At 66.3% G+C, this 25,594-nt stretch carries 26 protein-coding genes; 13 read left to right on the top strand and 13 right to left on the bottom strand.

What is annotated here, in order from left to right; all coding sequences use genetic code 11:
* From leuS to ACLFQI_RS01865, 8 genes are all read left to right on the top strand, one after another.
* On the top strand, positions 1-1,902 hold a 1,902-nt coding region (gene leuS, locus ACLFQI_RS01900; RefSeq protein WP_410757106.1), incomplete at its 5' end, for a leucine--tRNA ligase.
* Positions 1,903-1,981: 79 nt separating this feature from the next.
* Complete coding sequence (lptE, locus tag ACLFQI_RS01895) at positions 1,982-2,533, top strand: LPS assembly lipoprotein LptE (RefSeq protein ID WP_410757105.1); 552 nt, start codon at positions 1,982-1,984, stop codon at positions 2,531-2,533.
* 19 nt (positions 2,534-2,552) lie between these two features.
* Positions 2,553-3,620 carry a DNA polymerase III subunit delta gene (gene holA / locus ACLFQI_RS01890; protein WP_410757104.1) on the top strand — a complete coding sequence of 356 codons (1,068 nt, stop codon included), beginning with the start codon at positions 2,553-2,555 and terminating at the stop codon, positions 3,618-3,620.
* Between the two features lie 50 nt (positions 3,621-3,670).
* Positions 3,671-4,948, top strand: coding sequence for a glutamate-5-semialdehyde dehydrogenase (locus ACLFQI_RS01885; RefSeq protein ID WP_410757103.1), 1,278 nt, complete (start codon positions 3,671-3,673; stop codon positions 4,946-4,948).
* Between the two features lie 48 nt (positions 4,949-4,996).
* Positions 4,997-5,644 carry a nicotinate-nucleotide adenylyltransferase gene (gene nadD, locus ACLFQI_RS01880; protein ID WP_410757102.1) on the top strand — a complete coding sequence of 216 codons (648 nt, stop codon included), beginning with the start codon at positions 4,997-4,999 and terminating at the stop codon, positions 5,642-5,644.
* 32 nt (positions 5,645-5,676) lie between these two features.
* A complete protein-coding gene (rsfS, locus tag ACLFQI_RS01875) occupies positions 5,677-6,042 on the top strand; it encodes a ribosome silencing factor (protein WP_410757101.1) in 366 nt (121 codons plus the stop codon).
* Positions 6,029-6,574: a type 3 dihydrofolate reductase gene (folA, locus tag ACLFQI_RS01870; RefSeq protein WP_410757100.1), complete on the top strand. Its 546-nt coding sequence runs from the start codon at positions 6,029-6,031 to the stop codon at positions 6,572-6,574. Before rsfS ends, folA begins: the two co-directional genes overlap by 14 nt.
* The gene (locus ACLFQI_RS01865; RefSeq protein WP_410757099.1) at positions 6,571-8,946 is read left to right on the top strand and encodes a PAS domain S-box protein; all 2,376 of its coding nucleotides are present in this window, start codon (positions 6,571-6,573) and stop codon (positions 8,944-8,946) included. The genes folA and ACLFQI_RS01865 overlap by 4 nt, the downstream gene beginning before the upstream one ends.
* Positions 8,947-9,054: 108 nt before the next feature.
* Here the strand turns inward: ACLFQI_RS01865 and ACLFQI_RS01860 are convergent, their stop codons facing one another.
* From ACLFQI_RS01860 to cutA, 13 genes are all read right to left on the bottom strand, one after another.
* The gene (locus ACLFQI_RS01860; protein ID WP_410757098.1) at positions 9,055-9,888 is read right to left on the bottom strand and encodes a symmetrical bis(5'-nucleosyl)-tetraphosphatase; all 834 of its coding nucleotides are present in this window, start codon (positions 9,886-9,888) and stop codon (positions 9,055-9,057) included.
* Positions 9,889-9,917: 29 nt separating this feature from the next.
* Entirely contained in the window at positions 9,918-10,310 is a 393-nt protein-coding gene (apaG, locus tag ACLFQI_RS01855) for a Co2+/Mg2+ efflux protein ApaG (RefSeq protein WP_410757097.1), read from the bottom strand.
* Positions 10,311-10,350: 40 nt separating this feature from the next.
* Positions 10,351-11,127, bottom strand: a complete 777-nt coding sequence (lpxA, locus tag ACLFQI_RS01850; protein WP_410757096.1) for an acyl-ACP--UDP-N-acetylglucosamine O-acyltransferase — start codon at positions 11,125-11,127, stop codon at positions 10,351-10,353.
* A gap of 35 nt (positions 11,128-11,162) precedes the next feature.
* Entirely contained in the window at positions 11,163-12,800 is a 1,638-nt protein-coding gene (gene purH, locus ACLFQI_RS01845; protein ID WP_410757095.1) for a bifunctional phosphoribosylaminoimidazolecarboxamide formyltransferase/IMP cyclohydrolase, read from the bottom strand.
* Positions 12,801-12,933: 133 nt separating this feature from the next.
* Positions 12,934-13,212: a helix-turn-helix domain-containing protein gene (locus ACLFQI_RS01840; protein WP_410757094.1), complete on the bottom strand. Its 279-nt coding sequence runs from the start codon at positions 13,210-13,212 to the stop codon at positions 12,934-12,936.
* Positions 13,205-14,461 (bottom strand): tRNA dihydrouridine synthase DusB, encoded by a 1,257-nt coding sequence (dusB, locus tag ACLFQI_RS01835; protein WP_410757108.1) that lies wholly within the window; start codon positions 14,459-14,461, stop codon positions 13,205-13,207. The genes ACLFQI_RS01840 and dusB overlap by 8 nt, the downstream gene beginning before the upstream one ends.
* A 40-nt stretch (positions 14,462-14,501) precedes the next feature.
* Positions 14,502-15,398 carry a 50S ribosomal protein L11 methyltransferase gene (gene prmA, locus ACLFQI_RS01830; protein WP_410757093.1) on the bottom strand — a complete coding sequence of 299 codons (897 nt, stop codon included), beginning with the start codon at positions 15,396-15,398 and terminating at the stop codon, positions 14,502-14,504.
* A gap of 29 nt (positions 15,399-15,427) precedes the next feature.
* Positions 15,428-16,768 carry an acetyl-CoA carboxylase biotin carboxylase subunit gene (accC, locus tag ACLFQI_RS01825; RefSeq protein ID WP_410757092.1) on the bottom strand — a complete coding sequence of 447 codons (1,341 nt, stop codon included), beginning with the start codon at positions 16,766-16,768 and terminating at the stop codon, positions 15,428-15,430.
* Complete coding sequence (gene accB, locus ACLFQI_RS01820; RefSeq protein ID WP_410757091.1) at positions 16,765-17,211, bottom strand: acetyl-CoA carboxylase biotin carboxyl carrier protein; 447 nt, start codon at positions 17,209-17,211, stop codon at positions 16,765-16,767. The genes accC and accB overlap by 4 nt, the downstream gene beginning before the upstream one ends.
* Before the next feature lie 31 nt (positions 17,212-17,242).
* Positions 17,243-17,725, bottom strand: coding sequence for a type II 3-dehydroquinate dehydratase (aroQ, locus tag ACLFQI_RS01815; protein WP_410757090.1), 483 nt, complete (start codon positions 17,723-17,725; stop codon positions 17,243-17,245).
* Between the two features lie 200 nt (positions 17,726-17,925).
* Positions 17,926-18,492 (bottom strand): TlpA family protein disulfide reductase, encoded by a 567-nt coding sequence (locus tag ACLFQI_RS01810; RefSeq protein WP_410757088.1) that lies wholly within the window; start codon positions 18,490-18,492, stop codon positions 17,926-17,928.
* Entirely contained in the window at positions 18,489-20,759 is a 2,271-nt protein-coding gene (gene dsbD, locus ACLFQI_RS01805) for a protein-disulfide reductase DsbD (RefSeq protein WP_410757107.1), read from the bottom strand. The genes ACLFQI_RS01810 and dsbD overlap by 4 nt, the downstream gene beginning before the upstream one ends.
* 95 nt (positions 20,760-20,854) lie before the next feature.
* Positions 20,855-21,202 (bottom strand): divalent-cation tolerance protein CutA, encoded by a 348-nt coding sequence (gene cutA, locus ACLFQI_RS01800; protein ID WP_410757087.1) that lies wholly within the window; start codon positions 21,200-21,202, stop codon positions 20,855-20,857.
* A 204-nt stretch (positions 21,203-21,406) separates the two neighbouring features.
* On the opposite strand from cutA, the gene ACLFQI_RS01795 reads away from it, so the two are divergent.
* From ACLFQI_RS01795 to ACLFQI_RS01775, 5 genes are all read left to right on the top strand, one after another.
* Positions 21,407-21,832, top strand: coding sequence for an FxsA family protein (locus ACLFQI_RS01795; protein WP_410757086.1), 426 nt, complete (start codon positions 21,407-21,409; stop codon positions 21,830-21,832).
* Between the two features lie 294 nt (positions 21,833-22,126).
* Positions 22,127-22,417, top strand: a complete 291-nt coding sequence (gene groES / locus ACLFQI_RS01790; protein ID WP_410757084.1) for a co-chaperone GroES — start codon at positions 22,127-22,129, stop codon at positions 22,415-22,417.
* Positions 22,418-22,501: 84 nt separating this feature from the next.
* Positions 22,502-24,139: a chaperonin GroEL gene (gene groL, locus ACLFQI_RS01785; protein WP_410757083.1), complete on the top strand. Its 1,638-nt coding sequence runs from the start codon at positions 22,502-22,504 to the stop codon at positions 24,137-24,139.
* A 170-nt stretch (positions 24,140-24,309) separates the two neighbouring features.
* Positions 24,310-25,179, top strand: coding sequence for a serine hydrolase (locus ACLFQI_RS01780; RefSeq protein ID WP_410757082.1), 870 nt, complete (start codon positions 24,310-24,312; stop codon positions 25,177-25,179).
* Positions 25,180-25,192: 13 nt separating this feature from the next.
* Positions 25,193-25,594: type III pantothenate kinase (locus ACLFQI_RS01775; RefSeq protein ID WP_410757081.1), on the top strand; the 402-nt coding region annotated here is incomplete at its 3' end.

The following is a 25,594-nucleotide window of genomic DNA, read 5'->3' as shown; positions in this document are numbered from 1 at the left end:
CCGGATACGGTGATGGGCGTGACCTATGTCGCCGTCGCCGCCGAGCATCCGCTCGCGCAGCGCGCGGCGCGGCACAATCCCGAGCTGGCCGCCTTCATCGACGAGTGCCGCCAGGGCGGCACCTCCGAGGCCGAACTCGAGACCATGGAGAAGAAGGGCCATCGCCTCGGCATCGACGCCGTGCATCCGATCACCGGCCAGCCGGTGCCGATCTTTGCCGCCAACTTCGTCCTCATGAGCTATGGCACCGGCGCGGTGATGGCGGTGCCGGCGCACGATCAGCGCGACTGGGAGTTCGCCGAGCGTTACGGGATACCGAAGCGCCAGGTGGTGTTCGCTGCCGAGGGCGAGGAGTTTGGCATCGATTCGCATGCCTTCACCGACAAGGGCATCCTGCGCGACTCCGACTGCTTCGATGGACTGACTTCAGAAGAGGCCTTCGACGCCGTCGCCGACTGGCTCGAGACCCACGGCAAGGGCGGCCGGCAGGTCAACTTCCGGCTGCGCGACTGGGGCGTCTCGCGCCAGCGCTACTGGGGCTGCCCGGTGCCGGTGGTGCGCACCGCCGAGGGCGAGGTGCGCCCCGAGACCGAGCTGCCGGTGCGCCTGCCCGAAGACCTGGTGGTCGATGGCTCCGGCTCGCCGCTGAAGAAACTGCCGGCCTTCTCCGAGCTGCCCAACGGCGAGACCCGCGAGACCGACACCTTCGATACCTTCGTCGAGTCGAGCTGGTATTACGCGCGCTACTGCTCGCCGGACTGCGACACCGCCATGCTCGACGAGCGCGCCAAGTACTGGCTGCCGGTGGATCAGTACATCGGCGGCATCGAACACGCGGTCTTGCATCTGCTCTACGCGCGCTTCTTCCACAAGCTGCTGCGCGACGAGGGCCTGGTCGACGGCGATGAGCCCTTCGCCCGGCTGCTGACCCAGGGCATGGTGGTCGCCGAGACCTGGTATCGCGAGGATGCCGAAGGTCGGCGCGAATGGTTCAACCCGGCCGATGTCGAGGTCGAGCGCGACGACAAGGGGCGGGTGGTCGGCGCGCTGCTCAAGGCCGATGGCCAGCCGGTGCACTTCGGCGGCATCGAGAAGATGTCGAAATCGAAGAACAACGGCGTCGACCCGGAGGCGATGATCGAGCGCTACGGGGCCGATACCGTGCGCCTCTATGTGATGTTCACCTCGCCGCCGGATCAGTCGCTGGAATGGAACGACGAGGGCGTCGAGGGCGCCCATCGTTTCCTCAAGCGGCTCTGGACCCTGGCCGCGACCCATGCCGGTGGCATGCGGGCCGTTGCTGCGGCTCGGACCCCGGCTGCCGGCGCTTCCGAGAGGTCTGGCGAGGCGGCGGCCGCCGCTGGCCAAGCCGCAGGGACCATGGCGGGGGAGACGGCGCAAGCGCTCGATGACCCGCTGAGCGACGCCCGCCGGGAATTGCATACGGCACTGAAGAAGGCGCTGTTCGACTACGAGCGCCAGCAATTCAATACCGTCGTCTCGGCCTGCATGACCATCGTCAACATCCTGTCGAAACTCGACGAGAGTGCAGCAGCACAGTCGGTTCGTCGCGAGGGGCTGAGCATCGCGCTGCGGCTGCTGGCGCCGATCGCGCCGCACATCACCCATCATCTGTGGCGCGAACTCGGCCTCGGCGATGACATCCTGGACTCGCCCTGGCCCATGGTCGATGCAGACGCGCTGGCGCAGGATCGGATCACCTATGTCGTGCAAGTGAACGGCAAGGTGCGCGGCAAGATCGAGGTGCCGGCCGCGGCCGAGCGCGCCGAGGTGGAGGCGATCGCGCTGGCCAACGAGAACGCGCAGCGCTTCATCGGCGAGGCAACGGTGCGCAAGGTCATCGTGGTGCCGAACAAGCTCGTGAATGTGGTCGCCAAATGAGCAAGCGAGGGTGGCGATGGTTCGGGTTCGGCGGCCTACAGGTCGAGCGGCCGGTCGCTCGCCAGAGAGCGAGCAGCCGGTGAATCGGCAGACCGCTGAGGGTTCGATTCGCTGGTGGCGGTCTCGGCATCGACTGGCGACGCTGCTGCTGGGCCTGGTCGGTATGTCGCTGCTCGCTGGCTGCGGCTATCGCCTGCGCGGCGACGTCGATATCCCGCCCGGGCTGGCGCCGGTCTACATCCAGGCGGACGGTTTGGTCGGGCAGGCCATCGATGATCGCTTGCTGAGCAGTGGTGTGCCCATCACCCCGGTCGCGAACGACGCCGGACTGATCCTGCGCATCCTCGATCAGTCTCGCGGATCCCGCGTCGTGGCGGTGGATCGCGGCGGCAAGGCGCTGGCCTTTGCGCTCGAACTCGAAGTCCGGTTCGACGCCCTGGATGCGGCGGGGGAGCCGCTGATCCCACCGCAGCAGCTGACCCTGGAGCGTACCTTCGACGACAACCCCGACGTGGCCGTGCTCGGCAAGCAACTGGAATCGGACATCATCGACCAGGATTTGGCCAACGCTGCCGCCGATCAGATGCTGCTCCGGTTGCGCGCCGCGCTGGCCGCCCGCAGCGCTCAGTAAGGAGCGCTCAGTCATCGAGATGCCGATCGCTCCCGCTCAACTCGACCAACGCCTCGCGCAGGGGCTAGCGCCGGTCTATCTGCTCGTCGGCAATGAGCCTTTGCAGCTCGGTGAGGCCGCCGCCGCAGTGCGCGCCGCCGCGCGTCAGCACGGCTTCAGCGAACGCGAGGTGCTGGAGACCGGGCCGGAGTTCGCGTGGTCGTCGCTGGCCGGTGCGCTCGGCGCGCTCTCGCTGTTTGCCGAGCGCCGCATGATCGAGCTGCGCATCGCCGCGACCAAGGCCGGCAGCAAGACCGATGCGGTCGGGCGCGAAGGCTCGGAGGCGATCCGTCGCTACGTCGAGCAGCCGAGCAAGGATGTGCTGCTGTTGATCCTGGCCCCGGGCCTCGACTGGAAGGCCTTGAAGGCGAAATGGGTGCAGGCCGTCGAGCGGGTCGGTCTGGTCGTGCAGGTGCGTGAGCCACAGGGGCGCCAGCTCGACCAGTGGCTCGCCGGGCGCCTGCGAGGTGCCGGCTTCGTCCCCAGTGCCGAGGCGGTGAGCTTGCTGGCCGAGCGGGTCGAGGGCAATCTGCTGGCGGCCGATCAGGAGATCGCCAAGCTGGCGTTGGCGCTGGAGCCAGGCCCGCTCGACGCCGAGGGCCTGCTGGCGGCGGTGGCCGACAGCGCCCGTTATGGCGTGTTCGATCTCGCCGATGCCGCGCTCGCCGGCGATCGCGCCCGGGTCGTGCGGGTGCTCGAGGTGCTGCGCGCCGAGGGCACCGCCGAGCCGCTGGTGCTCTGGGCGCTGGCGCGCGAGGTGCGCAAGCTGGCCGCGCTCGCCTTTGCGCGCGCCAAGCGCCAGCCTCTGGGTCCGCTGCTCAAGGCGCATCAGGTCTGGGACGCGCGCCGACCGGTGGTGATGGCGGCGCTGGAGCGCTTGTCGCTCGCGCACCTCTGGGCGCTGCTGGCCTGCTGCGCCGAGGCCGACCTGACCATCAAGGGGCGCGCGAAGGGCGAGCCTTGGCCGCTGCTCGGCGCCATCGCCGAGGGGCTCGCCGCGCCCGCGCACGCGCGGATTTTGGCTGGCGAGCGCGTGAAACATTGTTAGACTATCGCATTTTGCGCGTCGTTGCGCATTCAACCCGCTTTCGCACTGCCATGAAGACCGAGACCAAGATCACCGAGGTGGCCGCCTATGTCGCGGATGTCGGACGGCGCGCCCGCGCTGCGGCGCGGACCATGGCGCGCGCCGAGACCGGGGCCAAGAATGCCGCGCTGCGGGCGATCGCCGCCGATCTCGACGCTCACCGCGAGGGCTTGGCCGCAGCCAATGCCGCCGATCTCGAGGCCGGCGCGGCGAAGGGGCTGGACGCGGCCTTGCTCGATCGTCTGGAGCTGACCCCGGCGCGCGTCGACGCGATGATCGCCGGGCTCGAGCAGGTCGCCGCGCTGCCCGATCCGATCGGCGCGATCACCGATTTGGACTATCGTCCGTCCGGTATCCAGGTCGGGCGCATGCGGGTACCGCTCGGCGTCATCGGCATCATCTACGAATCGCGTCCGAACGTCACCGCCGATGCCGCCGCGCTCTGCCTCAAGGCCGGCAATGCCACGGTGCTGCGCGGTGGCTCCGAGGCCTTTCAATCCAATCAGACCATCGCCGCGAGCATCCAGCGCGGGTTGCAAGTCGCCGGGCTGCCGGCTGAGGGGGTGCAGGTGATCGCCACCATCGACCGCGCTGCGGTCGGTGCCATGATCAGCCATCCCGAGTCTATCGATGTCATCATCCCGCGCGGCGGCAAGCGCCTGATCGAGCTCATCGGCCGCGAGGCGCGGGTGCCGGTGATCAAGCATCTCGATGGTGTCTGCCATGTCTATATCGACGACAAGGCCGATCCCGACAAGGCGGTGGCGATCGCGGTGAACGCCAAGACGCAGCGCTATGGCACCTGCAACACCATGGAGACCCTGCTGGTGGCGGAGGCCGTGGCGCGGCCGTTGCTCTCGCGCATCGGCGTGGCCTTGGGCGCCAAGGGCGTCGAGATCCGCGGCTGCGAGCGCACCCGCGAGATCCTCGCCGACGCGCGCCCGGCGACCGACGCCGACTGGGGCACCGAGTACCTTGCGCCGATCCTCTCGGTACGCGTGGTCTCGGGCATGGACACCGCGATCGAGCATATCGAGGCGCACGGCTCGCACCACACCGATACCATCGTCACCGAGGACTACAGCCGCGCCCGGCGCTTCCTGCGCGAGGTCGATTCCAGCTCGGTCATGGTCAATGCCTCGACCCGCTTCGCCGATGGTTTCGAGTACGGACTCGGCGCCGAGATCGGCATCAGCACCGACAAGTTCCATGCCCGCGGGCCGGTCGGGCTCGAGGGGCTGACCTCGCAGAAGTTCGTCGTGCTTGGGGATGGTCAGATCCGTGAGTAGCGCCGGGATCAAGAGCATTCATCTCGGCAGAGAGGCCGCTGGCGGTCGATGATCGGGCTGTTCGGCGGGACCTTCGATCCCGTGCATCATGGCCATCTGCGCGTGGCGCTCGATGTGCTCCAGCATCTGAATCTCGCGCAACTGCGGTTGCTGCCGCTCGCCGCCGCCGTGCATCGGCGCCAGCCCATCGCCTCGCCGGAGCAGCGCATGGCGATGTTGCGCACGGCGATCCGCGATGAGCCATTGTTGATCGCCGACGATCGGGAGTTGACCCGCGGCGGTCCCTCGTACACGCTCGACACCCTGCGCTCATTCCGCGATGAGCTGGGAGCGACGGCGCCGCTCTGCCTGTTGGTCGGCGCCGACGCCTTCGATGGGTTCCCGGACTGGCACCGGCCGGTGGACATCCTCGATCTGGTGCATCTGATCGTGATGCAACGCCCGGGCGCCCCGACCGCGCGCGATGCCTGGCTGCGCGACCAGGTCGAGCACCGTCGGACCGATGATCCCGCGGCCTTGCGAGGTCGGGCCGGCGGGCATATCTATTTCCACACGGTGACGCAGCTGGATATTTCGGCGACCCGCATCCGCCGGCTCCTGGCGCAGGGCAGGAGTCCGCGCTATCTGCTGCCGGATGCCGTTTTGGCCATGGCCCGCGACAATCGTTGCTATGCTGTGCCACAGGCCCCGGCCTGACCAATACTTGCCGCCCCCGATGAGGATCGTTGATGCAGCTAGAGCAATTGAAAGACCTCGTGGTCGAGGTTCTGAACGAGATGAAGGCCCGCGACATCAGTGTGATGGATGTGCGCGGCAAGACCTCGGTGACCGATTACATGATCGTCGCCTCGGGCACCTCGGATCGGCACGTCAAGGCCATCGCCGAGACGGTTGCCTATAAGTCCAAGGAGGCCGGCGAGGCCCCGCTCGGCAGCGAAGGGGTGCAGGAAGGCGAATGGGCGCTGGTCGATCTGAATGGGGTGGTGGTGCATCTGATGCTGCCGAAGGTGCGGGATTTCTACAGCCTGGAGCGGCTCTGGAGCGCGCCCGCGCTGGTCACCCGCTCAACGGCGGCAGCAGGTGCTTCCGCCTAACGCAGAGTCGGTGGCGGCGTGGCGCCCTAGCATCACCCTCATCGCCGCGATGGCGCGCGGGCGCGTGATCGGTCGGGATAACGCCATGCCCTGGCATCTGCCCGCCGATCTCGCGCACTTCAAACAGCACACGCTGGACAAGCCCATCATCATGGGCCGGCGGACCTGGGAATCCCTGCCCGGTCTGCTGCCGCGCCGGCGCCACATCGTCATCTCCGCCGATCCCCGCTTTCGACGCGCACTCACCCAAGCCGAGCCCGCGAGTACTCCGGAAGGGGCGTTGGCGCAAGCCGGTTCGGTGCCCGAGGTGATGATCGTCGGCGGCGCAAGCATCTATCAGGCCTTCCTGCCGCTCGCCGAGCGCATGCGGTTGACCCTGATCGATGCCGAGATCGAGGGCGACACCCATTTCCCGGCCTGGTCGCCCTCGCAGTGGCGGGAGACGGCGCACCAATACCGCCCACCGGATGCCGCCAATCCTTATGCCCTCGAGTTCGTGACCCTCGTCCGGTGCTGTAGAGGCATTGAATGACCAAACAGGATCTTGCCGCCCTCTTAGCGTCGATCACGCCCCCCGATGCGGCGGCGGCGAATCAATTTGCCGAGCGGTGCGAGCGCGTCGTCGAGCGGGTCGATGCGCTGATGCTGGCGCGCCCGGATTTGGACGCGCTGATTGGTGTGTTGAATCGTGCTCAAATGCACCGTAATCATCGCCATCATGGCGCGTTCATGGCGTCATTGTTCGCCGATTACGATGCCTCGCGTCTGTTGGAGACGGTGCTGTGGGTGTTGCCTGTGTATCAGGTGCAGGGGTTCACGCTGGGGTATTGGGAGGCACAGTTAGCGGCCTGGCAGACGGCATTAGCAGAGCTGTTGGATGCCGATGTCTGGCAGCAGATCGCGCCCATCTATGCCTGGATTCATGAGCATCTGGATGCCTTCCACAGACTCGGCCTGGAAGATCAGGCGAACCTGAACCAGGCGTTCCAACTCTTCGGCGATCGCAGCGGCGATCAGATGATGATGCGGATCATTCAGACCACTCCCCTGGCCTTTTGTATCACGGACGAACAGGGATTTTTCGAGTACACCAATCCCGCCTACTGCACCTTCTATGGCTATTCGCCGGTTGAATTGATCGGCGAGCATTTCACCAAGATTGTCCATCCTGCAGCGCGCCAACAGCTCATTGAATTGCACGATCAATTTATCGCTGGGGCCGGGGAGATTCGTGGTGAGTGGGGCGTCATCGATCGCACTGGAAGCAGCCGGTATGTGCTCGCCGATGCCGTGCGCATCCTCGGTGGGGATGGGCGTCCGCGTAAAGTGACCTTTATCGTTGACATCACCCAGCGTAAAGAAACCGAGATCGCCTTGCGCGAAAGCCAGGCGCGGTTCGCGCGCCTGACCTCGCAGCTCGGGGATCGGCTGTTTTTCTTCACCAATGCGCCCGATGGCCGGCTGTTGTACCTCTCCGAAGGCTTCAAGCCGTTGCTCGGCGGCGCCAGCCCCGAGGAGGCGATTGGGCAATGCTGGCGCGACCTGGCCGACTGGTCGCCGGAATCGCGGGCAAAAGTGGCCGAGGAACACTGGCTTTGGCTATCGCAAGGCGATGACAACCTGCGCTTTGAGCTGAGCTTTCGCCACCCGGACGGCGACTGGCGCCAGCTCGAGATGCATGCCTACCGGATCTTCGACCAGGAACGCGAGCTGGATCTGATCGAGGGCATCGCGCTCGATGTGACCGAGCAACGCGCGCAGGATGCGCGCTTGCGGACCTTGATGCGAGCGGTGGAGCAGGCACCGGTCTCGATCACCGTGACCGACACCCAGGGCGATATTCTCTATGTCAACCCCTATTTCACCCAACTCAGCGGGTACAGCAGCGAGGAAGCGATCGGAAAAAATATGCTTTTTCTACAGTCGGGCGAGCACGAACAGGCCTTCTACCAGCAGATGTGGGCGACCCTGGAAGGCGGCGAGACCTGGCGCGGCGAGCTGATCAACCAGAACAAACAGGGGCGGCGGTACTGGGTAGAAGCTGCGATCTCGCCGGTGTTCGACGATCAAGGCGTGTTGCGCAACTATGTGGCGGTCAAGCAAGACATCAAGGATCGCAAGGAACTCGAACGCATCAGGGAGGATGTCGAGCGCATCATGCGCCACGACCTGAAAGCGCCGCTCCATCCCATCATCAATCTGCCCGAGCTGCTGCTGATGGACGACAGCCTCAGCGCGGAACAACGCCAAGATATCGACCTCATTCGCCAATCCGGTCGGGACATGCTCGATCTGATCGATCGTTCCCTCGACCTGTTCAAAATGGAGAGCGGTCAGTTTTGCTACAGGGCGAGTCATGTCGATCTGATCAAGATTGTGCAAACCGCCTGTACCTTCATCGCCGAACCGCTGAGCCGCAAGCAACTGCGCCTGGTGCTGCGCCACAATGACCAAGCACTGCCGCTGGAGTCGGCAGCGACGAGCGCGCCTGGTGCGGTGATGGTCGCCGCCGAGGCGGGTCTGCTGCTGTCGATGCTCGGGAATCTGCTGACCAATGCCGTCGAGGCCTCGCCGCCCGGGGAGACCCTTCGCCTGGACATCCTCGAGCAGGGCGCGGATGGCAAGGTGGATGCGGGGACGGATGCGGGAACGGATGCTGAATCGGATGCGGGGACCAATGACCGGGTGCTGCTCGACATCTGCAACCGTGGCGCGGTGCCGGCACCGGTTCGCGAACGGTTTTTCGACAAATATTGCACCCACGGCAAACCCAATGGCACCGGGCTTGGCACCTATTCCGCCAAACTCATGGCCGACACCATGGGCTTTCGGTTGAGCATGAGCACCTCGGATGCCGAGGATCGCACCTGCATCCATCTGCGGATGCCAGCAAGCCACCGATGACCGGCCGATGGGTGCGCTTGAAGCGCGCCGGAGCGCTCGGAACCGGCTCTGGAACTGGCCCTGGAGCTGGCTCTGGAATTGGGCCGTCGTGCGCGCAGCCGCCGGGCCTCAGCCCGGCGCCAGATAGCCGGCGCAGTCGAGCTGGATCAGCGTCAGCGACTTCTTGCGCCGCACGCGCACCGCGCTCAACCGCCCGCCCCAAACGCAGCCGCTATCGAGCGCCCAGCAGTTGTGCTCGGCGAGGAAGCCGATGGTCGACCAATGGCCAAACAGGAGGCGATCATCGCGCGTGCGCCGGCCCGGCACGCGAAACCAGGGTAGGGCGTCGGGTCCGGCCTGTTCGAGATCGCCTTTCTCCTGGAGCAGCAGCTCGCCGTCGGCCGTGCACCAGCGCAAGCGCGTGAAACAGTTGACGATGAAACGCAGCCGCTCCAGGCCGCTGAGGTCATCGCTCCAACGCCCAGGCTCATTGCCATACATCTGCTGCAGGAAGGCGACATGGTCTGGCCCTCGCAGCACATCCTCGAGTTCGCGCGCGCAGGCCCGGGCCTGGGCCAGATCCCACTGCGGCGGCAGGCCCGCATGGAGCATGGTGAATTGCTTCTTCTCGCTGTGATGCAGGAGCGGTCGATGCCGCAGCCAATGCAACAGCTCGTCGCGGTCCGGCGCGGCGAGGATCGCATCCAGCGTGTCCTTCTTGCCGAGCCGGGCGTCGGCGAGGGCGACCGCGAGCAGATGCAGATCGTGATTGCCGAGCACGACCACGGCCCGCTCGCCGAGGGCCTTGATCCAGCGCACCACCGCGAGCGAGTCGGGACCGCGATTGACCAGATCGCCGACACACCAGAGCTTGTCCTTGGTCGGATCGAAGCCGGCCTTATCGAGCAGGCGGCGCAACTCGTCGTAGCAGCCCTGGATATCGCCAATGGCGTAGGTGGACATGGTCGCGAGAGGGCGTGGATGGGCCAGGGTTAGTGCAAGGCGCTGCGATCGCCGAGCGAGAACGGACGGATGACGGCGTCGAAGCGGGTGCCGTCATCGGCAATCATGTCATAACTCCCATGCATGCTGCCAAGGGGCGTCGCGATCTGCGTGCCGCTGGTGTACTCGAAGCGCTCGCCCGGCTGCAGATGGGGTTGCTCGCCCACCACGCCGGCGCCCCGCACCTCCTGGGTCTTGCCGTTGGCATCGGTGACGATCCAATGCCGGTTCAGGAGCTTGGCCGGTACCGCGCCGGTGTTGCTGATGGTGATGGTGTAGGCAAAGGTGTAGCGGCCGCCGGCCGGGTCGGATTGCTCCGGTAGATAGCGCGTCAGCGCCTGGACGTCGATTTGGTAGTGGGCGTCGTTCTGGTGATGTTCCATGGTGCTGGTCTTAGGCGATGGGAGAGGCGTCTAGAGAGGGTCACTCGAAGCCGGTGACGCCGCGCTCGGAGGCGCGGATGAAATCGATGATCTCATTGGTTTCATCGCACGGATAGCGCTGCTGGGCCTCGGCGAGTGCGTCCGCCAAGCGGCGGCCGGAACGGAAGATGAGTCGATAGACCGCCTTGATGCGGGCGCGCTGCTCGGAGGAAAAGCCGTGGCGTTTCAAACCCACCAGATTCAGGCCGACGATGACCGCGCGCTGGCCATTGGCCAGCACGAACGGCGGCAGATCCTTGCTGACGCCGGTCAGCCCGCCGATCATGGTGTAGGCGCCGATGCGGGCAAATTGATGCACGGCGACCTGGCCCGAGAGGAAGCAGTGGTGCGCCACTTCCACATGGCCAGCGAGGGTCGCGGTGTTGGCGAGGATGTTGTCGTCGCCGACGATGCAGTCATGGCCGGCATGGCTGTAGGCCATGAAATAGTTGCGGTTGCCGATGCGCGTGCCTTGTTCGCGTTTGATCCCACGGCTGATGTTGACACACTCGCGAAAGCAGTTGTCGCTGCCAATGGTCAGCGGCCGCGCGCGCTCCGGCCTGAAGCTCAGATCCTGCGGCTCGCTGCCGAGCGTGGCGCCATGGCAGACGCGATTGCGCGCGCCGAGCCGGGTGCCGGCGTAGATGCGCACACAGCTCTCGATGCGGCACTCGGCGCCGATCACTGCACCGGCCTCGATCAGCGACCAGGGGCCGATCTCGGCGCTCGCATGGACTTCGGCGCCGTCCTCGATGATCGCGCTTGGGTGCACCGCCATCGGTTGGGTCCGGACTCCGTGCTCGGTTTCCGGGATCAGTGCCGGAAATGGCGCATGCCGGTGAACAGCATCGCGATCCCGTGCTCGTCGGCGGCGGCGATGACCTCCTCGTCGCGCAGCGAGCCGCCGGGCTGGATCACCGCGCGGATACCGGCCGCCGCCGCCTGATCGAGCCCGTCGCGGAACGGGAAGAAGGCATCGGAGGCGAGCACCGCGCCGGTGACCTCCAAGCCCGCCTGCTCGGCCTTGATGTTGGCGATGCGGGCGGAGTTGATGCGGCTCATCTGGCCGGCGCCGACGCCAATGGTCATGCCGTCGCGGGCATAGACGATGGCGTTGGATTTGACGAACTTGGCCACCCGCCAGGCGAAGAGCAGATCCTGGCGCTCGGCCTCGCTCGGCGCGCGCTGGGTCACGGTCTTGATCGCGCTGCTCAAATCGAGGTCGGCCTCCTGCACCAAGAGCCCGCCGCGCACGCGCTTGAAGTCGCGATAGCCTTGACGTGCCGCCGGCCAGGGACCCGAGCACAGCAGGCGCACATTCTTCTTCGCCGCGAGCGCCGCAACCGCCTCGTCGCTGATCGCCGGGGCGATGATCACCTCGACGAACTGACGCGCGACAATCGCCTTCGCGGTGTCGCCATCGAGTCGCCGGTTGAAGGCGATGATGCCGCCGAACGCCGATTCCGGATCGGTGCTGAAGGCGCGCTCATAGGCCGCGAGCGGATGCTCGCCAAACGCGACGCCACAGGGATTGGCGTGCTTGACGATCACGCAGGCCGGTCCCTCGTCGAACTGCTTCACGCATTCGAGCGCGGCATCGGTATCGGCGATGTTGTTGTAGCTCAGGGCCTTGCCCTGGAGCTGCTCGGCGGTGGCGACGCTCGCCTCGCAGCCGCCACCGCCGACATAGAAGGCCGCGCGCTGATGCGGGTTTTCGCCGTAGCGCATGGTCTGGCGCTTGCGGAATTGCATGTTGAAGGTGCGCGGCAGCGCCCCTGCCCGAAACGGGTTCTGGCCTTGGGCCTGAGCCTGAGCCTGACCCTGATCCGGGGCCTGTTCCTGCGGATGCCCAGCCTCCTGAGACTCGACGATGGCGCCCAAATAATTGGCGATGGCGCCGTCGTAATGGGCCGTGTGCTCGAAGGCCCGCACCGCCAGATCGAAGCGGGTGCGGTCATCGACCGCGCCGCCATTCGCGGACATGGCATCGAGCACGCGTTGGTAATCGGCCGGCTCGCAGACCACGCTGACATCGCGATGATTCTTGGCCGCGGCGCGGATCAGCGTGGGGCCGCCGATATCGATGTGTTCGATCGCCGTTGGCAGATCGCACTCGGGGCGGGCGACGGTGTCCTCGAACGGATAGAGATTCACCACCACGAGATCGATCGGCCGGATCTCGTTCTCGCGCATGACCTGGTCATCTTCGCCACGCCGCCCGAGGATGCCGCCATGGATGCGCGGATGCAGGGTCTTCACGCGCCCGTCCATCATCTCCGGGAAGCCGGTGTATTCGGCGACCTCGATCACCGGCACGTCCTGCTCGACGAGCAGCCGGGCGGTGCCGCCGGTGGAGAGGATCTCGACGCCTTGCTTGCTCAATGCGGTCGCAAAGGCGGCGATGCCGGTCTTGTCGGAGACGCTGATCAGCGCCCGTTCGATTGCTTTCATCCGATTGTTCTCCAAGAAAGTGTCCAGCAGCCGTTGCCCCGCTTGCGCGCCGGTGTCCGGCCGTCATCGGGCCCTAGACAATGGACCGCGACGAGCCCGCGCGCGCCGCCACGCGCGGGCGGCAGGTGCGCGGCTAGGGTGCGGCGGCGCGCTGCGCGAGCTTTTTGCGCAGGGTGCCACGGCTGATGCCCAGGATCGCCGCAGCAGCGGATTGGTTCCCCCTGGTGTGTTCGAGCACGGCCTCGATCAGCGGTTGCTCGACCTCGTTCATGACCAAGCGATAGAGTCCGTGGATCTCATGATTGCCCATGCTGTCGAGGTAACCGCGTAAGGCGCCGAGCACGCATTCGCGCAGCAGCTCAGTGCGGTGCGATTCCGCTTCCGGCACCGCAAGGCCTTCCCCGTCATTCATGCAATGGCTCCTCGCCGCTGGTTCGAGATGATGCCGAACGGGCGCGCTCGGTGGCCGCGTCGGCGTGGTGTTGAAAGTATTCGCGCAGCAGTGTCTGTTGCTCCGCCGCCGCCCCGGTTGCCATCAAGCGCGAGCGCAAGTGCTCGACCTTGACGCCGAAACCGGCGCTCCAGTCGGTGCCGACACCATTCCCGCTGCCCATTTCGGAGCCGAGCGCGCGCAGGTACCAGCCGATGTGCTTGCGTGCGATCAATACCCCGCGCGGCTCGCCGTAAAAACGGTAGAGCCGATCCAGATGCTCCATCAAGATCGCTTCGATCCAGGCTGGCGAGGGGGTGCTTGGCACCGCGCGGGTCGGGGCCGACGACGTGCCGCCCAGTCTCTCACCGGGTCTGTCGCCGGGTTTCCCACTGGGTCTCTCACCGGGTCTGTCGCCGGATCCATCGCAGGTGCGCTCGCCGGGGCTTGCGCCGGGTTTCTCGTTGGGCCTGTGCGCGTCGGAGCCGGCGAGCGCGCGGAATGCGGCCGCCATGGCGCCGAAGATCCACGGCCGGCCGAGCGCGGCACGTCCGATCATAATAGCATCGGCGCCGGTCGCGTTCAGCACCTGCAACGCCTTGGCCGGGCTGTCGATGTCGCCATTGGCGACCAACGGCAGCGAGCACTGCGCGCGAATGCCGGCCAGGCTCTCGAATTCGGCCTCGCCGCGATAGCCGCAGGCGCGGGTGCGCCCGTGCACGCTGATGAGGCGGATGCCGCTGGCCTCGGCGATGGCGGCGATGCGGGGCAGGTTGCGCGTCTGCGGCGACCAGCCGGTGCGCGTCTTCAGCGTCACCGGGACATCGACCGCGCGCACCACCGTCTCCAGGATACGCCCAACCAAGACCTCGTCGCGCAGCAGCGCCGAGCCGGCGGCGACCTTGCATACCTTCCTGGCCGGGCAACCGAGATTGATGTCGATCAGTTCGGCGCCGCGCTCGACGTTATCGCGCGCGGCCGCGGCCATCTGCTGCGGATCGGCGCCGGCGATCTGCACCGCGATGGGACCGGTTTCGCCTCGGTGATCGCGGCGCTCGCGGCTCTTGCGGGTGCCACGCAACGCCGGATTAGCGGAGACCATCTCGGACACCGCCAGACCGGCGCCGAGCGCTCGACAGAGGGTGCGAAAGGGCTGATCGGTGACCCCGGCCATGGGCGCGAGGAATAACCGATTGGGGAGGTTGACCGAACCGATTCGCAACGGCTCCAGGAGCTTGGCGGCCTGAGCGGCGCTCGTGTCCGGCGCGGGCCTAGTCGCCACTCCGTCGTCGACCGCTGATCAGGACCCAATCCTCGCGCTGCCGTGCCGGGGCGAGGCGGAAGTCGGCGCCATAGGCGTCGCCGATGGCCTCGGCCTGATGCGCGAGGATGCCCGAGAGGGCGAGTTGCCCGGCCGGTTTGGTCAGCCGCGCCAGGGTCGGCGCGAGTTCGAGCAGGGGGCCGGCGAGGATGTTCGCCACCAGCACATCCGCCGGCTCCTGCGGCATCTGTTCCGGCGGATGGACGCTGAGACGATCGGCGACGGCATTGGCGGCGGCGTTCTCGAGCGTCGCCTCCAAGGCTTGCGGATCATGATCGATGGCGATGGCCCGGGCCGCGCCGAGCTTGAGCGCGGCGATGGCGAGGATGCCGGAGCCACAGCCGACGTCGATCAGGGTGCGGCCGGCGAGCGGCGCGCCATCGAGCCATTCGAGGCAGAGCGCGGTGGTCGCGTGGTGCCCGGTGCCAAAGGCGAGGCCGGGGTCGAGATCGATGATGATGGCGTCGGCCGCCTCGACGCGCCGCCCGCGCGGACAGACCCAGAGCCGCTCGCCGAAGCGTTGCGGATGCAGATCCTCGAGCCAGACGCGCTCCCAGAGGCGATCCTCGAGCCGATGCAGACGCGGTGGCACCAGGCATTGAGCGGCCAGCGCCGCGGCCGCGGCCTCGGCCTGCATGGTGCCGGTTGGGTCATCCTCGAACAGGGCCGTGATGCGCAGTTGGCGCCAGAGTGGCGTCGCGCCCGGTGCCGGTTCGAGAACCTCGTCGAACCCATCGTGGCCGCCCTCGTCGAGGGTCACCGCGAGCGCGCCGGCGTTCTCCAGCGCGGCTTCCAGCAGCGGGGCCTGAGCGGAGTCCGCCAGCAGTTCAAGCTCGATCCAGGCCATGGGTGAGGTCGGCCCCGCGCTCGCTCAGCTCAGAGACCGAGCTTCTTTTCGAGATAGTGGATATTGATGCCGCCCTGTTGGAAGGCGGCGTCCTTCAACAGCTGGCGATGCAACGGGATATTGGTGTTGATGCCCTCGATGATGGTCTCGCGCAGGGCGTTGGTCATGCGCGCGAGCGCCGCGTCGCGGTCCTCGCCGTGGGCGATGAGCTTGCCGATCATCGAATCGTAGTAGGGTGGCACCACATAGCCGGCATAGATATGGGTATCGATGCGCACGCCGGGGCCGCCGGGGGCGTGGAACTCCTCGATCCGCCCCGGACTCGGCATGAAGGTCTCCGGGTGCTCGGCATTGAGCCGGCATTCGATGGCATGGCCGCGCGGGACGATCTCGTCCTGGCTATAGCGCAGGCGCTCGCCGCCGGCGACGAGGATCTGCTCCTTGATCACATCGACGCCGGTGATCATCTCGGTGACCGGGTGCTCGACCTGCACGCGGGTGTTCATCTCGATGAAATAGAACTCTTCGTCCTGATAGAGGAACTCGAAGGTGCCGAGTCCGCGGTAGCCGAGCGTACTGCAGGCCTCGGCGCAGCGGCGACCGATGCGCTGGCGCTGCTCGGGCGTGATACCGGGCGCCGGCGCCTCCTCGATCACCTTCTGATGCCGGCGCTGCATCGAGCAGTCGCGCTCGCACAGGTGGATGGCGTTGCCGTAGTTGTCCGCCAGTACCTGGAACTCGACATGCCGCGGATTCTCCAGGTACTTCTCCATGTAGACCACGTCGTTGCCGAAGGCCGCGCCGGCCTCGGCCTTGGTCAGCGAGATCGCGTTCAGCAGGGTCGCATCGGAATGCACCACGCGCATGCCGCGCCCGCCACCGCCGCCGGAGGCCTTGATGATGACGGGATAACCGATCTCGCGCGCGAGCTGTAAGGTGTGCTTGGCGTCATCGTCGAGCGGTCCGTCGGAGCCGGGCACGCAGGGCACGCCGGCCTGTTTCATGGCGCGGATCGCCGAGACCTTGTCGCCCATGAGCCGAATGGTGTCCGGCTTGGGGCCGATGAAGACGAAGCCGGAGCGCTCGACGCGCTCGGCGAAATCGGCGTTCTCCGAGAGGAAGCCGTAGCCCGGATGGATGGCGACGGTGTCGGTGACCTCGGCGGCGCTGATGATCGCCGGGATGTGCAGATAGCTGTCGCGCGATTGGGCCGGGCCGATGCAGACCGATTCGTCGGCCAGCAGCACATGCTTGAGTTCGCGGTCGGCGTCGGAATGCACGGCGACGGTCTTGATGCCGAGTTCGCGGCAGGCGCGTTGGATGCGCAGCGCAATCTCGCCGCGATTGGCAATGAGGATCTTCTCGATCATTCGATCACGAACAGCGGTTGGTTGTATTCGACGGGCTGGCCGTTTTCCACCATGATCTTCTTGACCACGCCGGCACGCTCGGACTCGATCTGGTTGAGGATCTTCATCGCCTCGATGATGCAGAGGATGTCGCCGACCTTGACCTCCTGGCCCTCCTCGACGAACGCCTTGGCGCCTGGCGAGGGCGAGCGATAGAAGGTGCCCACCATCGGCGAGCGCGCGATGCAGGCGTCGTCGATCTCGGGGCTGCTCGGTGCGGGCGCCGGCACCAGCGGGGGCGCGCTGGCGCCAGCGGCGGGCGCCGCCGCAGGCATCATGAACTGCGGTGCCCCACTGCCATGGCGGCTGATGCGCACGGATTCTTCGCCCTCGTGAATCTCGATCTCGGCGACGTTCGATTCATCGAGCAACTCGATCAGCTTCTTGACCTTGCGGATGTCCATGACAGGTGTTCTTCTCGCCGTGGATGGATGCTTATGGTGTCTGAATCTCGGCCTCTGAATGCCGCTCCCGGGACGCCGCGTCGAGCCAAGCCAGGGCCGCCGTCAGCGCCAAGCCGTAGCCCTGGGCGCCGAGCCCGGTGATCACGCCCTCGGCGATATCCGAGAAGTACGAGTGGGCCCGGAACGGTTCGCGCGCATGCACATTCGACAGGTGCAGCTCGATGAACGGAATGCGCACCGCCAACAGCGCGTCGCGCAGCGCGATGCTGGTGTGCGTGAAGGCTGCCGGGTTGAACAGGATGAAGGCGACGCCCTCGCTGCCCGCGTGGTGGATCGCCTCGATCAGCGCATGCTCGGCATTGCTCTGCAGCATCCGTAGCTCATGGCCGGCGGCGGCGGCGGTGGCGCTCAAGCCCGCGCCGATGCGGTCTAGCGCCTGGTGGCCGTAGATGCCGGGCTCGCGCGTGCCGAGCAGGTTCAGGTTCGGTCCGTTCAAGCAAAGGATCTTGGCCATGGTTCCGGTCGAAAACGCACCTATCGGCAGCGAACCGTCAAAAAAAAGGTCGTTCAGGCATTCTCCGATTCTTGCCCGACAGGGTACGGCATTAGGCGCCAATTTACAAAGGGCGCGATCCCCCGCCTCGGCGGTGAAGACCCCGGGATCGGTGCCGATGCATGCCCGTTACCGGCGATTCCTGTCCCGGTCTTTGGCGATCAGCCGGCCTCGGGCAGCAGCGGGGCGACCTCGCTCTCCAGGATCCTGGCATCGAGTTCGCCGAGGTAGCTAAACGCGCGGCGCCCGAAGGTATCGAAGACGACCGTGAAGGGCAGCCCGCCGGTGCGATTGCCAAGCCCTCGCGCGAGGTCGACGCTCTCCATGTCGCCGAGCAGGATCGAATAGCCCACGGGGTGATCATCGAGAAACCTCGCGACCTCGTCGGCGCGATCGATGGCAATCCCGACCACCCGCAGTCCCTGATCGCGATGGCGTCGCTGCCATTCATCGAGCAACGGCATCTCGCGCACGCAGGGGGGACACCAGGTGGCCCAGAAATTCAGCACCACCACCTTGCCCGCCCAGCGGCGGCTGTTGATCCTGTGGCCTTCGATGTCCCTGAGCTGGAGATCGGGCAGCGTCTCGAGCACGCCTTGAAGGGCTTCGTCGCGGCGTTGCCCGGCCGCGTGCTCGTCGCGATCGACCCAGCGCTCCCCGAACAACGCAAGCCCGATGCTGACCGAACCGGCCAGCACCGTGACCGCGAGGACCTTGACGGCATTCATCGGTCGAACTCATTCAGGTGCGCGGCGAAGTCCGCGGCGGGCACGAAGCCGACCAAGCGCCAGCCGCGCTGTTCCTGCCCCTCGGCGTCGAAGAACAGCATCGCCGGCGGCCCCGGGATGCCGAAGCGCTCCTGCATCAGCGCCTTGTCGGCGGCATCGTTGGCGGTCACGTCGGCCTGCAACAGCACATAGCGCTCCATCGCCTGCTGCACCGCCGGATCGGGAAAGGTGTAGCGCTCCATCTCCTTGCAGGACACGCACCAGTCGGCATAGAAGTCGAGCATCACCGGTTGGCCCTGGGCCTGAGCCTCGGCGACGGCTTGATCCAGATCGGCCACGCTCTTGATGGGCTCGAACTCTGGATGCGCGGCCACCGCGCCCGCTTCGCCTGCGGCCGGGGCCAGGCCGCGCAGCGGTTGGATGGTGTCCTTGCCGCCAGCGGCGACGCCGATCAGCATCAGCACGCCATAGAGCAGCAGGGCGACGCCGAGCGACTTCCACAGCTTGGACCAACCGCTGGCCTCTGGCCCATGCTGAGTGAGGGCACCGAGGTAGACACCGGAGCTGATCAACAAGAGCCCCCAGAGCAGCATCGCGACCGCGGCCGGGAGCACCCGCTCGATCAGCAGCACGGCCACCGCCAGCAGCAGCACGCCGAACACCGCCTTGACCGCGTCCATCCAGCCGCCGGCGCGCGGCAGCAGCTTGCCGGCCGAGGTGCCGATGGCGAGCAGGGGCGCGCCCATGCCGAGACCGAGGCCGAGCAGGGCGAAAAAGCCGAGCACGGCGTCGCCGGTCTTGCCGATGAAGATCAGCGCGCCCATCAGCGGCGGCGCCACGCAGGGGCCGACGATCAGCGCTGAGAGCGCGCCCATGATCGCCGCGCCGGTCAGGGTGCCGCCCTGCTGCTGGTTGCTGAGCTGGGTGAGTTTGGTCTGCACGCTGCTTGGCAATTGCAGGTCGTAGAAGCCGAACATCGACAGCGACAACGCGACGAAGATCGCCGCGAAGGCGGCCAGCACCCAGGCATTCTGGAAGGTCGCCTGCAGATTGGCGCCGAACAGCCCGGCGATGACGCCGACGATGGCATAGGTGAGCGCCATCGCCAGCACATAGGCGAGCGAGAGGAAGAAGGCCTTGCGCGTGGTGATCCGATCGCCCTGGCCGGCGATGATGCCGGAGAGGATCGGGATCATCGGGAACACGCAGGGCGTGAACGCGAGCAATAAGCCGAGCACGAAGAAGATCGCCAGGGCGCCGAAGATGCCGGTGTTGGCGAGGCGCGCCGCGATCTGGTCCTGCTCCGAGACGCGCTCGGGTGCTGTCGCCGCCGCGGGGTCTTCATCCGCCCCTGCGTTGGCCCCCCTGTCCGCGCCTGCCGGTTCGGTCAGCGCGACCGTGGTGACCGCAGGCGGCAGCGCGAGCCGTTGCCGATCGGTGACCGGCGGGTAGCAGATGCCGCGCTCGGCGCAGCCCTGGTAGTTGGCGACCAGGGTGACCTCGGTCGCGTCCTCGTCAGCGCGGAGCAGCGGCACGCTGAGTTCGACAGCGTCCTGATAGATGGCGACGTCGCCAATGGTGCCATCGGGACGCACGGTATCGGACTTGATCTCGGCCGCTGGTAGCTCGTAGCTGCCGAGCTGCACGCCCTCGGCATCCTCGAGCGTGAGTTCGATCTTCTCTTCGTAGAGATAGGTCTCGGGCGCGATCCGCCAATGCAGGACCAGCCTGTGCGGGTCTTCGACGCGGGCCTCGAGCTGGAAGGCCTCCTCGGCCGGCAGGATATCGTCGTCGAAGCCGAGTCCGAGCGATGCGGGTGAGTCGCCGCGGGCTGTGCCGTCGCCAGCGGCGGCCGGGTCGTCCGCAGGTCGCGCGCGGGCGGTGCGCCGCGGCAGTTCCAGCAGGACCGTCTCGCGCTGCGGCGGGTAGCAGAATCCGGCGTCGGCGCAGCCTTGGGACTGGGCCTCGATCCGCAGCGTTTCCCCGGCATCCTCGCCGCGTTGCAGCGGCAGCTCGGCCTCCACCCGGTCGCGGTAAATGTCCACCTCGCCGAAGAACTCATCATTTTTGGTCTGCGCGGGCGGCAGCTCGGCCGGGCCGAGTTCGATCCCCGGCGTCTGGCTCTCGAAGCGGAACTTGTCGCCATACAGGTAGTAACCGGGTTCGATCTCCCAGCTCACCCGGATCCGTTCCGGGCCCAGCACGGTGCTGTCGAGACGGAACACCTGATCTGGCGGCGGAAAGTCGTCCTCGGCCGCGCTCGCCATCGGCAGAGCGAACCCGATGAGGAGCAGCAGCAACAGGCCAAACCCAGACTGAAGGCGGCGCAAAAGGGCGTGGCGCCGGTGACGCCCAAGGTCTGTCAGCGGTGAGTGTTCGCGGTACATTGGCGGACCCAATCGAGATAGTGTGGATGGCCGGCGGTGATCGGATGGCTGATCACCTCGGGGACCTCATAGGGGTGGAGGCTGTCGATCCGTGCCGCCAGGTCGGCGACGCGGGCCTGGGTGGTTTTCATGAGCAGCAGCACCTCGGCATCGGTCTCGATCCGCGCCTGCCAGCGATAGACCGAGATCAGTCCTGGCAGCACATTGACGCAAGCGGCGAGATGCTCGGCGACGAGCGTTCGCGCCAACGCCTGAGCCGTCTCGACATCGGGGCAGGTGCAGTAACTGAGATAGACCTGTTCGGGGTCGGGGCGAGTTCCCATGGCGCTGAATCCGAGACGCTGATGTTTGAACGATACGGGGACATGAGGGCGTAATGAGGCGCGCCCGTCGCGCATGCGCTGCATAGCCTAACGGAAACCGAGCGCTGCGGCTGCGGTGGTTTGAATCCTACAAATCCGCACAAAACTGCGGGAAATGGCGCCGGTTCGATGACCGACCGCCGCCCAACCAGCGAGACCAGACTGATGTGGCTTTTCCTTCTTCTCTTCGTCATGGCGCCCCTGATCGAGTTGTACTTCCTGATCCAGGTCGGCTCGGTCATCGGTGCGCTTCCCACCATCCTCCTGTCGATCCTGACCGCCGTGATCGGCGGCTATCTGGTGCGTGTGCAGGGTCTGACGGTGCTGATGCGCGTGCATTCGACCATGGATCGCGGCGAGACGCCGGCCCTCGAACTCTTGGACGGGGCCGCGCTTCTGCTCTGCGGCTTCGCGCTGATGCTGCCGGGATTCATCACCGACGCGGTCGGCTTCGCGTTGCTGGTGCCCGCCCTGCGGCACGCCCTGATCCGCCGTTATGTCCCGGTGGTGCCGGTTGAGAGCGAGGCGATCCTGCGCCAGGGGGAGGCGCGGCGTCGCACCATCGAAGGCGACTGGCGACGCGACGACTGAGATCGTCGCGCGCCCGAGTCGCGCTCCCGACCGGGCCGCGTTCGCATGCACGCCGGCATGACCAGCATGCGGCCGCATGACCAGCGCAGCCCCGTGCCGGCATGCGGGAACATGCAACTGCCTCTTGACATGGCGCCGACGCAGCCTATTATTAGCACTCGCTCGACATGAGTGCTAACACCCAACCGCAATGGTTGGTTGAACGACACCAACAGTTCGACACCGGCGTCGGCCAAGATCCGTCCCGGTCCTTTACCTCAACACCACATTCAACAACCCTGAGGGCTACCGCAAATGAAGATTCGTCCCTTGCATGACCGCATCGTGGTCCGTCGTATGGAAGAGGAGCGTACCTCCGCCGGCGGGATCGTGATCCCGGACTCGGCCGCCGAGAAGCCGATCCAGGGCGAGGTCATCGCCGTTGGCAACGGCAAGATCATGGACAACGGCGACACCCGCGGCCTCGACGTGAAGGTCGGCGACAAGGTGCTGTTCGGCAAGTACTCCGGCACCGAGGTCAAGCTCGATGGAGAGGAGTTCCTGGTGATGCGCGAAGAAGACGTCATGGGCGTCATCGAAGGCTAAGCCGCGCACCCAGCCGTCAAAGCTGTCGGAGCGGTCCGACAACATTCGTTCGACATAACCAGTTTTGCTTGAGGAAATCACGCGATGAGCGCAAAAGAAGTGAAGTTCGGCCTCGATGCCCGCAACCGGATGGTCGAGGGCGTCAACATCCTCGCCAATGCCGTCAAGGTCACCCTGGGTCCCAAGGGCCGCAACGTGGTGCTGGAGAAGTCCTTCGGCGCCCCGACCGTCACTAAGGATGGCGTCAGCGTCGCCAAGGAGATCGAGCTTTCCGACAAGTTCGAGAACATGGGCGCGCAGATGGTCAAGGAGGTCGCCTCCCAGACCAGCGATATCGCCGGCGACGGCACCACCACCGCCACCGTGCTGGCCCAGGCGATGGTCCGCGAGGGCATGAAGGCGGTCGCCGCCGGCATGAACCCGATGGACCTGAAGCGGGGGATCGACAAGGCGGTCGATGCCGCGGTGACCCAGCTGAAGGAGCTGTCCAAGCCGTGCTCCAACAACAAGGAGATCGCTCAGGTCGGCACCATCTCCGCCAACTCTGACGAGTCGATCGGCCAGATCATCGCCGAGGCGATGGAGAAGGTCGGCAAGGAAGGCGTCATCACCGTCGAGGAAGGCAAGTCGCTGCACAACGAACTCGACGTCGTCGAGGGCATGCAGTTCGACCGCGGCTACCTGTCGCCGTACTTCATCAACAACCAGCAGAGCCAGACCGCCGAGCTGGAAGACCCCTACATCCTGCTGCACGACAAGAAGATCTCGAACATCCGCGATCTGCTGCCGGTGCTCGAGGCCGTCGCCAAGGCCGGTCGTCCGCTGATGATCGTTGCCGAGGACATCGAGGGTGAGGCCCTGGCCACCCTGGTCGTGAACTCGATCCGCGGCATCATCAAGGTCTGCGCCGTCAAGGCCCCAGGCTTCGGCGATCGCCGCAAGGCCATGCTGCAGGACATCGCCATCCTGACCGGCGGTACCGTGATCTCTGAAGAGGTTGGGCTGTCGCTCGAGAAGGCCACCCTCAACGAGCTCGGCTCGGCCAAGCGTGTGCAGATCAGCAAGGATGAGACCACCGTCATCGACGGCGCCGGCTCCGACACTGAGATCAAGGGCCGCTGCGACCAGATCCGCGCTCAGATCGAGGAGACCACCTCGGACTACGATCGCGAGAAGCTGCAAGAGCGGCTGGCCAAGCTCGCCGGTGGTGTTGCCGTGATCAAGGTCGGTGCCGCGACCGAGGTCGAGATGAAGGAGAAGAAGGCACGCGTCGAGGATGCGCTGCATGCAACCCGCGCTGCGGTCGAGGAAGGCATCGTCGCCGGCGGTGGTGTCGCGCTGGTACGCACGCTGAACAAGATCCGCGATCTCACCGGTGCGAACCACGATCAGGACGTCGGTATCAAGATCGCGCTGCGCGCGATGGAAGAGCCGCTGCGCCAGATCGTCATGAACGCCGGCGAAGAGGCCTCGGTGGTGCTGCACAAGGTGGCCGATGGCGAGGGCAACTACGGCTACAATGCCGCGACCGGCGAGTACGGTGACCTGGTCGACATGGGTATCCTCGACCCGACCAAGGTCACCCGCACCGCGCTGCAGAACGCAGCATCGATTGCGGCGCTGATGATCACCACCGAGGCCATGGTGGCCGAGGAGCCGAAGGACGAGCCGGCGGCTCCGGCTGGCGGCATGGGTGGCATGGGCGACATGGGCATGATGTAAGGCCAGCCTTGAGCCCAAGGCGACGGCGGCCGTTGCCGGCCTGACGGCCACGACAGGCGCGCCGAGAGAAGGCCCCGCTTCGGCGGGGCCTTTTGCATGTGTGGAATCTGCCGTACTCTTAGGCGATCCGCGTTTTGGCCTCCAATCGATTCCCGCAGGATCCTCTGCCGATGCCTTCTCGTTGTCGATCTAGGTTAGTCGTCTTCCTGGTGCTGCTGCTCGGCGCGCTCGGGGGGCGGGCGGCTGGGCCAGAGATTCATTCGGGCGTGGCCTTGATCATCGACCATGAGGGCAATCGACTGTTCGAGCGCAATGCCACCGAGGTCAGACCGATCGCCTCAATCACCAAACTGATGACGGCCATGGTGGTGATCGACGCCGAGGTTCCGCTCGAGGATCGCATCGCCATCACCGAGGCCGATCGCGACCGCCTGCGCTGGAGCCGCTCGCGGCTGCTCATCGACGAGGCCATCCTGACGCGCCGGGAACTCTTGCACACCGCGTTGATGTCGTCCGACAACCGCGCGGCGGCGGCCCTTGGGCGCACCACCTTTGCCGGCGGCACGCCCGCCTTCGTCGCGGCTATGAACGAGAAGGCGAGGGCGCTCGGGATGTATGACACCACCTTTGCCGACGCCAGCGGACTGGACGGGGGCAACCAGTCGACCGCCGAGGATCTGGTGCGCCTGCTCAACGCGGCGGCGCGTTACCCACTGATCCGCGCGATCACCGCCACCGGCGAGACCAGCCTCCGCCCGCATGCCACCCGTCCACCCCTGCAGTACCGCAACACCAATCCGCTCACCCGCGATGAACGCTGGACGGTCGAACTCTCGAAGACCGGTTATCTCAACGAAGCCGGGCGCTGCCTGGTAATGCAGGCCGTGATCGAGAATCGGCGCGTCTACGCGATCTTTCTCAATGCCCAGGGCCAACTCACCCCGATCGGCGATGCCAATCGACTGCGGCATTGGCTCCAAGAGGCCGGCGAGCTGAAGGCCAAGAGCCTGAGCGCGCATAAGAGCGCGCACCAGGACTGAGCCGGTTGTCGCCGTGAAACTGCTCATCGACATCGGCAATACCAGCCTCAAGTGGGCGGTGCTCGAGGGCACCGCGCTTGGGCCGATGACTGCCGCGCGGCACTTTGGTGCACTGCCCATTGACGTGCTCGCCAATTGGGAAACGCTGACGCGGATCGAGCGCGTGCTGGTCGCCAGCGTGGGTCCCGAACCCGTGCTCGAAGCCGTGCAGGCGACCGTGGCCGCCTATTGGCACTGCCCGCTCCGGCGGATCGAGCCCGCCGCGCACGCGCATGCGGTGCGGATCGCTTACGCCGATCCCCGGCGCTTGGGCGTGGATCGCTTTCTCGCCTTGATTGGCGCTTATTGGCTTGAGCGGCGCGAACCAACGCGCGGTCCTGGGCCGACGATTGAACCTGAGCTGGTGTTCGAGCCT

This window comes from Halochromatium sp., assembly GCF_046541315.1.
In the GTDB taxonomy this organism is placed as follows: Bacteria; Pseudomonadota; Gammaproteobacteria; order Chromatiales; family Chromatiaceae; genus Lamprobacter.
This window is presented reverse-complemented; position numbering and strand designations above follow the sequence as displayed.